This is a genomic window from Cobetia sp. PDI-12MA (genome assembly GCF_059507695.1).
On sequence record NZ_CM183351.1, the window covers coordinates 1,892,219 to 1,905,169 of the forward strand.

Sequence of the window (12,951 nt, forward strand, 5' to 3'; positions counted from 1 at the left end):
GACATTGGTCATGTAGGCATTAGGTGATATTATCCGCGCGCAATCTGATCATGTTTTTTCATTATAGTGTTGTTTGCCAGCAGGGCGCCGAGACAGCTCACGGCGTCTCTCCCGGACACTCACAAGGAAATCTCCATGCGCAATACCCCTGCAGCGGGCGGTGGCGAAGCTGCCAGTGCCGAGCCGCGCACCGGCTTGTTTGCCAAGGTCAACCCGCCGGTCTTCTTCGGCGCGAATGCCATCATCCTGTTATTGGTGATCTTCACCGCGGTGTTCTCGGACACGGCCATGTCGGTGTTTGAATCGGTCCAGCATTGGATCACCAACACCGTGAGCTGGTTCTACATCCTGTGTGTGGCGATCGTGCTGATCTCGGTGGTGTATGTCGGCTTCTCTCGTCATGGCGAGATTCGACTGGGTCCGGACCACTCACTGCCGGACTACAGCAATGTCACCTGGTTCGCGATGCTGTTCTCGGCGGGTATGGGCATCGGTCTGATGTTCTTCGGCGTTGCCGAGCCGGTGATGCACTTCCTCAATCCACCGACGGGCACCCCGGAGCAGGTCGAGACCGCACGTGAAGCGATGAAGCTGACCTTCTTCCACTGGGGGCTGCATGCCTGGTCGATCTACGCCATCGTCGCGCTGATTCTGGCCTACTTCAGTTATCGCCATGACCTGCCGCTGACGCTGCGCAGTGCCTTGTATCCTCTGATCGGCAAGCGCATCTACGGCCCGATCGGCCATGCGGTGGACATCTTCGCCATCGTCGGTACTGTCTGCGGTGTCGCCACCACGCTGGGCTACGGCGTGGCACAGGTCAATGCTGGGCTCTCGCACCTGACCGGCATGCCGAACAATGACTGGACCCAGGTCGCGATCATCGTCGTGATCACCGGACTTGCCACCATCTCGGTCGTGACCGGCCTGGACAAGGGCATCCGTATCCTGTCCGAGATCAACCTCGGCCTTGCCGTGGTGCTATTGCTGTTCGTGCTGCTGCTCGGCCCGACCGCCTTCCTGCTCAAGGCGTTCGTCCAGAATTCCGGCTTCTACATGGCGGATATCGTCGGCAAGACCTTCGAGCTCTACGCCTACGAACCCAATGACTGGATCGGTGGCTGGACGCTGCTCTACTGGGGTTGGTGGATGTCCTGGTCTCCGTTCGTCGGCATGTTTATCGCGCGTGTCTCGCGCGGCCGTACCATCCGGGAATTCGTGATCGGCGTGCTGTTCGTACCGGCCGGTTTCACCCTCTTGTGGATGACCATCTTCGGCAACACCGCCATCTCGATGATTCTGGAACAGAACGTCACGGCGCTGGTCGATACCGTCAACGACAACTATTCGCTGGCCCTGTTCACCTTCCTCGAGCAGCTTCCGCTGTCGTCCATCACCTCGATGATCGCGCTGGTGATGGTCATCGTGTTCTTCGTCACCTCGGCGGACTCCGGCTCGATGGTGGTCGACATGCTGGCCTCCGGTGGTCGTGAAGACACCCCGACCTGGCAGCGTATCTACTGGGCCTTCGCGGTGGGTCTTCTGGCTGTCGTGCTGATGCTGGCCGGTGGTCTGGGGGCGCTGCAGACAGCCACCATCGCCACCGCCTTGCCGTTCGGCATGATCCTGCTGGCCGCGATATTCGGGCTGCTGCGTCAGCTCAATCTCGAGTCCGTCAAGCGCCGCTCCCTGTCGGTCAATACCGCAGCCGCGACGCCGATGGGCGAGAAGGGCAACTGGCGCAAGCGCGCCCAGCACCTGATGAGCTTTCCGACGCGCGCCATGGTACGTGGCTTCCTGCGCGGTACTGTCGCGGAAGGCATGCAGGAGCTGGCCGAAGAGCTGCGCGGCCAGGGGCTGGAGGTCGAAGTCACCACCAGCCGTGACCGCGTCTACTTCAATGCGCGCCACGGTGAGGAAGACGACTTCATCTATGGCGTACGCATTCGCTCTCACTTGCGTCCGGACCTCAATTTGGATCAGGAAGACGAGGGCGATGAAGAGGATTACTGTCGTGCCGAAGTCTTCCTAAAGGAAGGCGGTCAGTCCTATGACCTGATGGGCTACAGCAAGGACCAGGTTATCAATGATCTGCTCGAGCAGTACGAACGTCATATGCATTACCTGCACCAGCTGCGTCTGAGCCAGTCCGTCGGTCAATGACCTGACAGGCAGTCAGTGACGCTTCACGCGTCGTCATGATACAGAAGCCCCTTGTGGAGAAATCCGCCAGGGGCTTTTGCCTGTCTGGATGAGACTCCTTGCAAGAACCGACCTGGACATTACCTCTGTCGAAAGACGCAGGAATAGGAGGCCTCTATTTCTCGGCTCAGTCATTAGCGCTGCTTATCCAGGCGACGTCGAGATCTTATTTGTCTCGCAAGCAGGGGGCTCTAGCATGAATTCTTCCCACAAAATCGCCTATCGGCAGGGGCCTGATGACATGCCGCGGTGTTGTCGCCTGCCAGGTTTCCCGCCCATGAATGACCGGAAGTGAGCGGGATCTGCCCGCAATGGCCCCATGACGACTGAGGTCCCTTGAGCCCCGGCATCCGCAGTCATGAACAACGATACCGCTGTCATGCACGACGGTACCAATGTCACGAACGACGACAGCGGCATCATGAAAAATGACAATAAAAACCTGTCACGAGGTAGGAACATGTTGAAAGGAAAGGAGCTGGATGCACTCATCGAGCAGCGAGGTGTCCTGAAGGGGCTCAACTCGACGCTCGGAATCACCGCGATCACCATGACCGTGTTCTTCATTCTCTACGCGATTCTGTTGGGAAAGACGGCCAGCGATCAGTTTCTGGGATCAAGTCCTGGATAGAGAGCACCCTGGGCTGGTACTACGTGCTGGTGATGTTCTCGACCTTCGTGGTCTGTCTTTACGTGATGTGTTCGCGTGTCGGCAAGATTCGGCTGGGGCGCGACGATGAACGTCCCGAGTTCAGCAATTTTGCCTGGTTCTCGATGCTGTTCGGCTGCGGGACCGGCGCGGGCATACTGTTCTTCTCGATGTCCGAGCCCATGATCCATTTCGCGAGTGACTGGAGCGGCGGTAATCCGTTTCTGAGTGCTGACGTCAAGGCGGCCGTCGCCGCCTTCTTCGAGGCCAAGCAGGCCGCCCTGACGAGTGGTCTCATGCCGGGGGACGAAGGCTTCCCGGTGCCTGACAGCCGCGTCGCGGAAGCGGCCGCCGGCGGCATCAAGCTCACCGTCTTTCATTGGGGCACGATCGCCTGGGCCATGTATGCCATCGTCGGGCTGTCTCTGGCCTATTTCGCCTTCCGTAAGGGCCTCCCACTCTCGATGCGCTCGGCTCTCTATCCGCTGATCGGCAACCGGATCTACGGGCCCATCGGGCACACCGTCGATATCCTGACCGTGTTCGGTACCATTTTCGGCATCGCCACCACGCTGGGTCTGGGCGTCGAGCAGATCGGCTCCGGCCTGATGTCACTGGGTCTCATCGAAGAGAAGTCTCGCATGGTGACCGTGGTCTCCATCGTGTTGATCAGCGTCATCGCTACCCTGTCAGCGACCAGCGACCAGCGACCAGCGACCAGCGACCAGCGGCGTGGCACGTGGCATCAAGCTGCTTTCCACCTTCAATACCTGGGTCTGCCTCGGCATCCTTGCCTACTTCCTGCTGGTGAGCGACGCCAACTATCTGATCGCGAGCTCCATCACTGCGCTTGGCGATTACCTCACCGATGGCGTCTCGATGACACTGTGGACGGCGCGCACGCCGGATGAGCGGGGGTGGCAGGGCGGCTGGACCATCTTCTACTGAGGCTGGTGGATCGCCTGGGCCGGTTTCGTCGGCATGTTCATTGCCCGTATCTCGCGCGGCCGGACCATCCGGGAATTCATTCTCGGGGTAATGGTCATCCCCTCCATCATCGCGCTGGTCTGGTTCGGCGTCATCGGCTCGGCGGGCATCCATCAGTCCCTGTACGGGGCCGACATGGGCATCTACACGGCTGCGGTCACCAACTGGGACTACGCCGGCACCCTTTACCACTCGTTCGAGGTGCTCACTCCCGGCATCGCCGCGACCGTAGCCAAGGTGGCAGCGGTGGTCGTGGTAATCATCTTCTTCGTCACGTCTGCGGATTCCGGCATCCTGGTGCTGGGGCGCCTGCTGGCCTTCGGTCGTCGCCCCCCGGTTCAGCAACGCATCATCTGGGGCATGATGCTGGGCGCCGTGACCTTGATCCTGCTGTTGCTGGGAGGCGATCAGGCGCTCAAGTCCCTGCAGGCTGCCTCGATCGCCGGCGCCTTGCCGTTCACCTTCGTGCTGATCGCCATGACGACCGGGCTGTTGAAATCGCTGCGCGAGGACGGCGAATCGATGATCGAGAACGAGGAGCATATCCGCAAGATGATCGAGAACGAGGTCCGCGACCTATCGTGAGTTGCCGCTTGCCAGACGTATGTGCCTGACGTAGGCGTTCGGTGTGCAAGACATGAGGCCTCTGCCCCTGGGCAGGGGCCTCGTTGTTTCTCGCTTTCGAGTGAGAAGGCGGTTAACGACAGCGATTTTTCTGCATCGGAGCAGGCCTGCGCATGTCACCAAGGTCGCAAGGCAATATCAAACGTACGTATGTTCCAATGTTGGCAGGTCCATCGATTCCGCCAACGGCGCGCAGCATTGGTTTGCGGCTATGCTGTCGACAGTGAGGGCCCCCATAGACTGACACTCACCCGACGGAGCCCCAGCAGCGCCTCACCACGATGTCTTACGATCTAGTCTCATGACGACGTCTTGCAACAACGTCCTACAACAACAAGGTGACGGGGGCAGTGACGCCGAGCGCCCCACGTACTGATCAAGGAGCAACGCCATGCATGATCCCCTAGCGGCTCGACCCGATGAGTCAGGCAAGTCCACTCCCGATTCCACTCTCGACTCCACGACAGAACCCTCCCACATGGCAGGTGCCTCGCCCGACGCTTCGAGAGCACAGCCAGCGGCAGGCGACATGAGCGGCATGTCGTGCCTGCGGTCTTCCCTGGAGGTGGATTTCAGCGGCTACGACTCCCTGATGGACATGCTGGAGAAGGCCTGCTCGGCGCATGGCGAGCGTCCTGCCTTTACCTGCATGGACCGCACCATGAGCTTTGCGGAGCTGGACGCCACTAGTCGCCAGCTGGCGGACTGGTTCCAGCATGAGACCGACCTGAAACCGGGCGATCGGGTCGCCATCCAGCTGCCCAATACACTGATGTTTCCGGTGGTGGCCTTCGCCGTACTGCGGGCAGGCCTGGTGCTGGTGAATACCAATCCGCTGTATACCGAACGTGAGATGGAGCATCAGTTCAATGATTCCGGCGCGCGGGCATTGGTGGTGCTGGCCAACATGGCGGACAAGGTCGAACGCGTGCGGGAGCGCACTGGCCTCGAGTACGTGGTGGTCTGTGAATTGGGCGACATGCATTCGGCCTTCAAGCGACTGTTGATCAATACCGTGGTCAAGCACGTCAAGAAGCTGGTGCCGAGTTACCACCTGCCTGACGCCATTCCGCTGCGCACGGCCATCTCGCAGGGCAAGGCCGAGCGCTGGGAACGGCCGACACTGGCACTCGATGATATCGCTGTGCTGCAGTACACCGGCGGCACCACCGGGGTCGCCAAGGGCGCGATGCTGACTCACCGCAACCTGCTCGCCAACATGCTGCAAGGCAAGATGGCCCTGACGCAGGGTTTGAACCCCGGCCACGAGACGCTGGTGGCGCCGTTGCCGCTCTATCACATCTACGCCTTCACCATTCATCTGGCGTGCATGCTCAGTGAAGGCAATCACACCCTGTTGATTCCCAATCCGCGCGATATCCCGGGCTTCGTCAAGACGCTGCAAAAGCACGACTTCACGATGTTCGTCGGTCTCAATACGCTGTTCGTGGCGCTGTGCAACAACCCCGGCTTCCAGGCACTGGACTTCTCGAAGCTCAAGATCACCACCTCAGGAGGCGTGGCGCTGACGCGCAAGGCAGCAGAAGAGTGGAAGCGGGTCACTGGCAGTGATATCTCCGAGGGCTACGGCATGACCGAGACCTCGCCGATCGTGTCGTTCAATCCGCTGGATGCCATACAGCTCGGCACCATCGGTCGGCCGATGCCCTCCACCGAGGTGCGTCTGTATGACGATGAAGGCGCGCTGGTCGCGATGGGGGAGCCGGGCGAGCTGTGCGTGAAGGGGCCGCAGGTGATGAAGGGGTATTGGCAGCGTGAGCAGGCGACGAAAGACAGCTTCACTGCCGATGGCTTCCTGCGCACCGGTGACATCGCGGTCTTCCAGGACGATGGCTATATGCGCATCGTCGATCGCAAGAAGGACATGATCATCGTCTCCGGGTTCAACGTGTATCCCAATGAGGTCGAGGACGTCATCGTGCGTCACCCGGATGTGCTCGAGGCTGCCGCCGTCTCCGTGGTGGATGAGCGCAGTGGGGAGGCAATCAAGTTGTATGTCGTGCTCAAGGACGGCGCAGAGCTCGAGGCGGATGCGCTGCGAGATTGGTCGCGCAAGGAACTGGCCAGCTACAAGGTGCCGCGTCAGGTGGTCTTCATCGACGAGTTGCCCAAGACCAACGTCGGCAAGGTGCTCAGACGTGAACTGCGCGACTCGCCGCCGGAATCTGCCTGATCATGCCGTTGATCTCTCCCTGTTGGTGACAGCCTGAAACACGGAGCCTAAACACAGCCCTTGAAACACGAACGCCCCGCTCATTGAGCGGGGCGTTCGTGTTTACGATACGTATTGCAAGGCCAGGCGCTGGAGCGAGCGCCTGAGCCTGCCGTCAGGCGTCCTTCTTGTGCTGGGGCGCGTTGTAGATCTCGAGATCCAGCTCGCTTTCGGACTTGCCGACCAGGGTGGTGACCATCAGATCGCCCGCGACATTCACGGTGGTACGCGCCATGTCGAGGATACGGTCGATGCCGGCGATCACCGCGATGGCTTCCAGCGGCAGGCCTACCTGGCTCAATACGATGGAGAGCATGATCAGGCCGGCGCCCGGTACACCGGCGGTGCCGATGGAGGCCAGCGTGCCGGTCAGCACGATCATGCCGTAATCCATCATCGACAGCTCGATGCCGGTCATCTGGGCGATGAACAGTGCCACCACGCCCTGGTAGATGGCGGTGCCATCCATGTTGATGGTCGCACCGACCGGCAGCACGAAGCCGGAGACACCTTCTGATACGCCGAGGTTCTTCTGGGCGCAGCGGATGGAGATCGGCAGGGTACCGGAGCTTGAGGCTGAGGAGAAAGCCACGACCAGTGCATCGACGATACCGCGCAGGTAGCGCACCGGATTCAGCTTGCCCAACGTCGCCAGCAGGCCGGAGTAGACCACCAGCACGTGCACGATACTCGCCAAGTAGGCCACGCCGATCACCTTGGCCAGCGGCAGCAGCACATCCAGGCCGTAGTTGCCGGAGACGTGCGCCATCAGGCCGAAGACACCAAACGGCGCGAAGGCCATCACGAACTCGGTCAGCTTGTACATCACTTCAGCGAAGCTATCGAAGACGCGCACTACCGGCTCGCCCTTGTCGCCGATCATGATCAGCGAGATGCCGATCCCGATGGCGAAGACGATGATCTGCATGATGTTGCCGTTGGCCAGCGCATCGATCGGGTTGCTCGGCACCAGGTCGACCAGAATCTGCACCAGCGAAGGCGCGTCCTTGGTTTCCATCGCCTTGTCGAAGTTGAACTCGAAGCCGGCACCCGGTTGGAAGATGCTGGAGGCCAGCATGCCGATGGCGATCGCGAAGGCGGTCGTCAGCAGGTAGAGGGCGATGGTCTTGCCGCCGATGCGGCCCATCTTCTGCGGGTCACGCATCGAGGTGATACCGACCACCAGGGTGCTGAAGACCAACGGCACGATCAGCATCTTGATCGCATTGATGAAGATATCGCCCAGCGGCTTGAACATGCTGGCGCTTTCTCCCATCAGGGCGCCAGCGAGTATCCCCAGGGCGAGGCCGCCCAGGATCTTCTGCCACAACGGCAAACGGCGCCACAGGTTAGGGCGGGAGGAATCACTCATGGAACTTTCCTTAGGTGTCTAGCGATGATCATCGCTGATGATGCTCAGGGCGCGCCCGAGTCTGTCGTCTCGATGCCTTGTCACGATTGCGCACTGCATTAAGCACTTTTTTGGTGCGGGAAGATTAACAGTCAGCCTGCACTCACCCTCTGCACCTTTAGTCGCAAAAAAGTGTCATTACACGCGAATTCAGCTTTCTATGCAGAACGCGCATGAGCTCATGCCGCAAAAGGTTCCACCAAAGAAGTAGTTGTCAGGCAGGCATATCGTCTGTCTTTGCGATACCTTGACGTTAACGTTAACTGTTAGGCCGCCAGAGCGACTTTCCACTAGTCTGATGGTAGGCACTGTTGCCATCGTCGAATCGACAGCTTCCGGTTCGACATTCCTGAAGGTACGTCATTGCCTGCCCGGCCTCACGAGGGCTGGGTAATCCCTCAAACGCCTGATCGGTAAGAGAGGACGCTGAGCATGTCCGATACAACAACACGCGGCCCCGTCTCCCCGGGGACCGCGCCGTCCGATGGCTTGCAGCCACAGCTGAATGACCTGACCGCCATGCCGACGGCAGACCAGATCGCGCCGCAGGGGCCGACGGTGCTGCATCATCTGGCCTTCATGACCGGCGATGAACTCTGCATCCCGATCTTCAAACGCCTGCGTCAGGACGGCACCCTTTATCCCGTCGATGCGCCACAGGGTCAGAATGACGATACCCGGGGAGGCCAGTCGCAGGACAGTTCACCTATCGACCGCGATCCGATCGGTCGCGACCCGATCGAGCGCGATACGGCGCTCAAGATCTACCGGACGATGCTGTTCACCCGGGTGCTGGATGAGCGCATGCTGGCCGCCCAACGGCAGGGGCGCTTGAGCTTCTACATGCAATGCACCGGCGAGGAAGCCACGGTGATCGGCAGTGCGGCGGCGCTTCAAGACGATGACATGATCATGGCGCAATACCGTGAGCAGGGGGCGCTGGCCTGGCGCGGCTTCAGCTGTGACGAATTCATGAACCAGATGTTCGGCAACGAGCGCGACTACGGCAAGGGCCGTCAGATGCCGATCCACTATGGGTCGCGTGACCTGCACTACATGACCATCTCCTCGCCGCTGGCGACCCAGATTCCCCAGGCGACTGGCTATGCCTACGGCCAGAAGCTGGCAGGCAAGGGGCAATGCACCATCACCATCTTCGGTGAAGGGGCCGCCTCCGAGGGCGATTTCCATGCCGCCCTCAACATGGCCTCCGTGCACCGGGTACCGTGTATCTTCCTGTGTCGCAACAATGGCTATGCCATTTCCACCCCGTCATGCGAGCAATTCGCCGCCGATGGCATCGCGCCACGTGCCTTCGGCTATCACATGCAGAGCATCCGGGTGGATGGCAATGACGTGATCGCCGTCTACGAAGCCACCCTGGCGGCGCGCAAGATCGCGGTCGAGACCAATCAGCCGGTATTGATCGAAGCGATGACCTACCGTCTGGCGGCGCACTCCTCTTCGGATGATCCCTCCGGGTATCGCAGCAAGAAGGAGGAGGCCATCTGGCGCGACAAGGACCCCATTCTGCGCATGCGCAACTGGCTGGAGGCGCAAGGCTGGTGGAGCGAGGAGGAGGAAAAGGCCACTGGTGATCAGCTGCGTCGCGAAGTGCTTGAGTCCATGAAGCGCGCCGAGAAACTGGCGCCACCGGCGTTGGACACGCTGATCAGTGATGTCTACGACACGCCGACGCCGTTGCTCACACAGCAGCTCGAAGACGTGAAACAACATATTCGCAAGTACCCGCACGCCTACCCCAAGGGCGCCGCCAGCATGGGATTCACTGCGCAGGAGCTGGAAGACAGCCGCAAGGTGTATCAGGAACGCCATCAGCGTGTAGATGGAGGCCAGACATCATGAGCGAGCAGATGAGTGAACAGCCGTTGGAGAAAACGCCAGTGACAGACTCAGCTACAAGCGACTCAGCTGCGGCGGGTTCAGCGGCGAAAGAAGCGTCTGCCGCGCCTGGCAGCAAGGATGCAGCGGTCTCGGCCTCGGGCAAGAAACAGATGAACATGCTGCAGGCGATCAACAATGCGTTGGATATTGCCATGGCCGCCAATCCCCGTGTGGTGTTGTTCGGGGAGGACGTCGGGGTATTCGGCGGCGTCTTCCGAGCTACCAGCCACCTGCAGGACAAATACGGTCGAGAGCGCTGCTTCAATACGCCACTCACCGAGCAGGGTATCATAGGGTTCGCCAACGGGCTGGCGGCACAGGGGTCGACGCCGGTGGCCGAGATCCAGTTCGCCGACTACATCTTCCCCGCCTTTGACCAGATCGTGAACGAGGCGGCCAAGTTCCGCTACCGCTCCGGTGATCTATTCGATGTCGGCGGCCTGACGATTCGCACGCCCTATGGTGGCGGCATCGCAGGCGGACTCTATCACTCCCAGTCGCCCGAGGCGTATTTCGCGCATACCCCGGGCCTCAAGATCGTGATTCCACGCAACCCCCACCAGGCCAAGGGCCTTCTGCTGGCAGCGATTCGTGATCCCAATCCGGTGCTGTTCATGGAGCCCAAGCGGCTCTATCGCGCCTCGGTAGGCGAGGTGCCAGAAGCCGATTACGAACTGCCCCTGGGCGTGGCCGATGTCATCCGTGAAGGCCGCGATATCACGCTGCTCGGCTGGGGCGCTCAGATGGAAGTCATCGAGAAGGCCGCTGCGCTTGCCGAGCAGGATGGCATCGACTGCGAGATCATCGATCTGCGCAGCATTCTGCCCTGGGACATCAAGACGGTGTGTGACTCGGTGCTCAAGACCGGTCGTCTGGTGGTCAGTCATGAAGCCCCGCTGACGGGAGGCTTTGCCAGCGAGATCGCCGCCACCGTGCAGGAGCGTTGTTTCCTGTATCTCGAGGCGCCGATCCGGCGCGTCACTGGCCTTGATACGCCGTTTCCGCTGGTGCTCGAGAAGGAGCATCTGCCGGACGAGCTCAAGATCTACGAGGCCATCAAGCAAAGCTTGAATTACTGATGACAGGGAGTGATGCGCGCCATGAATGATTTCATCCTGCCCGATATCGGCGAAGGCATCGTCGAGTGCGAGCTGGTCAAGTGGTTGATCAAGGAAGGCGACGTGATCGAGGAAGATCAGCCGGTGGCCGAGGTCATGACAGACAAGGCGTTGGTGGAGATCCCCGCGCCCCACGCCGGTACCGTGGTCAAGCTTTACTGTCAGGAAGGCGAGATTGCCCGTGTCCATGCGCCGCTGTTTGCGGTGGATGATGGCAGTGACAGTGATAGCGAGAAGACCGGACACGGCGAGCGCGAGGATGAGCACGCCGGCGATGTCATGACGGTTGCAGCACCTGCTCGCTCGACGGCACCGACTCAGTCAGCCGCCAGCCAGGCGGCCAGCAGTCAGTCGGATGTGGCTGCGTCAGCGTCTGCCAAACCAGCCAGCAAAGGTGCAGCTAGCACACAGACAGCCGCGGCCCTTGAACGACGCTCGCGTGATTTCATCCTACCGGATATCGGTGAAGGCATCGTCGAATGTGAGGTGGTCACCTGGCACGTCGCGGAAGGCGACACAGTGGAAGAAGACCAGACGATCGTGGATGTGATGACCGACAAGGCGCTGGTCGAGATCACCGCCTCGGAGCCCGGGCGTATCGTGCGCTTCCATTATGCCCAGGGCGAAAATGCCCGAGTGCATACGCCGCTGTATGCCTATGTGCCTGATGAGGAGGCAGAGGCTGAAAGCGCTGAGAGCACTGAGAGCACTGAGAGCACTGAGAGTGAAGTCACCGCGCCTGAACACAAGCAGGGGCAGCCAGAGTATCTGGCGGAGCACCGCCAGGAGGGCGACGACAAGAGCGACAAAAAGAGTGGGCTAGACGGGAGTCACGGGGAGAGCCGGCCTCGAATACCCGCGACCCCTGCCGTGCGTCGCCTGTTGCGCGAGCATCAGCTCGAACTCCAGGCCATTGCTGGCTCGGGGCGAAACGGCCGGGTGCTGAAGGAAGATGTGCTGGCTTATCTCAAGCAATCCGAGGCTCACGAGACTGACGTGGTGCCTGCTGATGCTCACAAGGTCGGCGAGGCTGTCGAGACCGACAAGGCAGCTGCCGAAGCGTGTGCTGTGGCCAGTCACGAGGAGAGGTCGTCACGCCTTGAGTCGAAAGCGGTACTGCTCAAGGGAGTTGCGGCGGTGATGGCCCGGCGCATGGTACAGGCCAGCACGCAGATCCCGCATTTCCATTATGGCGATGAGCTCGATATCACCGACCTGCTGGCGTTGCGGGCCCGCCTCAAGGTACGCGCCGAGCAGCAGGGCATTCGGCTGACCCTGATGCCGTTCATCATGAAGGCCATGGCGCTGGCGGTCATCGAGGAGCCGATTCTCAATGCGCGCCTCAGTGAGGATGAAAGCGAGATTCTCTATCAGGGCGCCTGCAACATCGGCATGGCGGTGGACAGCGCCAGCGGACTGATGGTCCCGAACGTGAAGAGCGTCGAACGCCTGAGCATTCTCGAGATCGCGCGTGAGGTCGGGCGGCTGACCGAGGCTGCGCGTAGCGGGCGCGTTGCCCAGGCGGACCTCAAGGGCGGTACCTTGTCGATCTCCAATATCGGTGCGTTGGGCGGCACGTATGCCGCGCCGATCATCAACCAGCCGGAGGTCGCCATCGTCGCGCTGGGTCGCACTCAGCGTCTGCCGCGCTTCGATGGCGAGGGCAATGTCTGTGCGCGTGACATCATGACCATTACCTGGGCGGGAGATCATCGCATCATCGATGGCGGAACCATCGCGCGCTTCAGCAATCTGTGGAAACACTATCTGGAGCACCCTGACGAAATGCTGCTGTCGCTGTCATGAGACGTCGGCCAGAGAG

7 protein-coding genes and 3 pseudogenes are annotated in these 12,951 nt (G+C 60.7%); 9 read left to right on the forward strand and 1 reads right to left on the reverse strand.

Annotated features, from left to right (window positions below):
- Positions 1–135: 135 nt before the first annotated feature.
- From AC5WNI_RS08180 to AC5WNI_RS08200, 5 genes and pseudogenes are all read left to right on the forward strand, one after another.
- Positions 136–2,163, forward strand: coding sequence for a BCCT family transporter (locus tag AC5WNI_RS08180; RefSeq protein WP_487885530.1), 2,028 nt, complete (start codon positions 136–138; stop codon positions 2,161–2,163).
- A gap of 397 nt (positions 2,164–2,560) precedes the next feature.
- Positions 2,561–2,833: a hypothetical protein gene (locus tag AC5WNI_RS08185; protein ID WP_487885531.1), complete on the forward strand. Its 273-nt coding sequence runs from the start codon at positions 2,561–2,563 to the stop codon at positions 2,831–2,833.
- Between the two features lie 23 nt (positions 2,834–2,856).
- Positions 2,857–3,483 (forward strand): annotated as a pseudogene (locus AC5WNI_RS08190) (BCCT family transporter); the annotation flags it as partial.
- Between the two features lie 100 nt (positions 3,484–3,583).
- Positions 3,584–4,423 (forward strand): annotated as a pseudogene (locus AC5WNI_RS08195) (BCCT family transporter).
- 568 nt (positions 4,424–4,991) lie between these two features.
- Entirely contained in the window at positions 4,992–6,656 is a 1,665-nt protein-coding gene (locus tag AC5WNI_RS08200; RefSeq protein WP_487885561.1) for an AMP-binding protein, read from the forward strand.
- A gap of 154 nt (positions 6,657–6,810) precedes the next feature.
- On the opposite strand, the gene AC5WNI_RS08205 is transcribed toward AC5WNI_RS08200, so the two are convergent.
- Positions 6,811–8,067, reverse strand: coding sequence for a dicarboxylate/amino acid:cation symporter (locus AC5WNI_RS08205; RefSeq protein ID WP_487885532.1), 1,257 nt, complete (start codon positions 8,065–8,067; stop codon positions 6,811–6,813).
- Between the two features lie 618 nt (positions 8,068–8,685).
- Between AC5WNI_RS08205 and AC5WNI_RS08210 the strand changes: the two genes are divergently transcribed.
- The 4 genes and pseudogenes from AC5WNI_RS08210 to AC5WNI_RS08225 all read left to right on the forward strand — a co-directional run bounded on the left by AC5WNI_RS08210 (position 8,686) and on the right by AC5WNI_RS08225 (position 12,935).
- Complete coding sequence (locus AC5WNI_RS08210) at positions 8,686–9,972, forward strand: thiamine pyrophosphate-dependent dehydrogenase E1 component subunit alpha (protein ID WP_487885562.1); 1,287 nt, start codon at positions 8,686–8,688, stop codon at positions 9,970–9,972.
- A gap of 149 nt (positions 9,973–10,121) precedes the next feature.
- Positions 10,122–11,090: an alpha-ketoacid dehydrogenase subunit beta gene (locus AC5WNI_RS08215; RefSeq protein ID WP_175088859.1), complete on the forward strand. Its 969-nt coding sequence runs from the start codon at positions 10,122–10,124 to the stop codon at positions 11,088–11,090.
- A 21-nt stretch (positions 11,091–11,111) separates the two neighbouring features.
- Positions 11,112–11,270 (forward strand): annotated as a pseudogene (locus AC5WNI_RS08220) (biotin/lipoyl-containing protein); the annotation flags it as partial.
- Between the two features lie 306 nt (positions 11,271–11,576).
- A complete protein-coding gene (locus AC5WNI_RS08225) occupies positions 11,577–12,935 on the forward strand; it encodes a 2-oxo acid dehydrogenase subunit E2 (protein WP_487885563.1) in 1,359 nt (452 codons plus the stop codon).
- Positions 12,936–12,951 lie beyond the last annotated feature (16 nt).

Coding starts and splice junctions, on each gene's coding strand:
- AC5WNI_RS08180 (WP_487885530.1), top strand. CDS start 136: ATGCGCAATACCCCTGCAGCGGGCGGTGGCGAAGCTGCCAGTGCCGAG.
- AC5WNI_RS08185 (WP_487885531.1), top strand. CDS start 2,561: ATGAACAACGATACCGCTGTCATGCACGACGGTACCAATGTCACGAAC.
- AC5WNI_RS08205 (WP_487885532.1), bottom strand. CDS start 8,067: ATGAGTGATTCCTCCCGCCCTAACCTGTGGCGCCGTTTGCCGTTGTGG.
- AC5WNI_RS08215 (WP_175088859.1), top strand. CDS start 10,122: ATGAACATGCTGCAGGCGATCAACAATGCGTTGGATATTGCCATGGCC.
- AC5WNI_RS08210 (WP_487885562.1), top strand. CDS start 8,686: ATGACCGGCGATGAACTCTGCATCCCGATCTTCAAACGCCTGCGTCAG.
- AC5WNI_RS08200 (WP_487885561.1), top strand. CDS start 4,992: ATGAGCGGCATGTCGTGCCTGCGGTCTTCCCTGGAGGTGGATTTCAGC.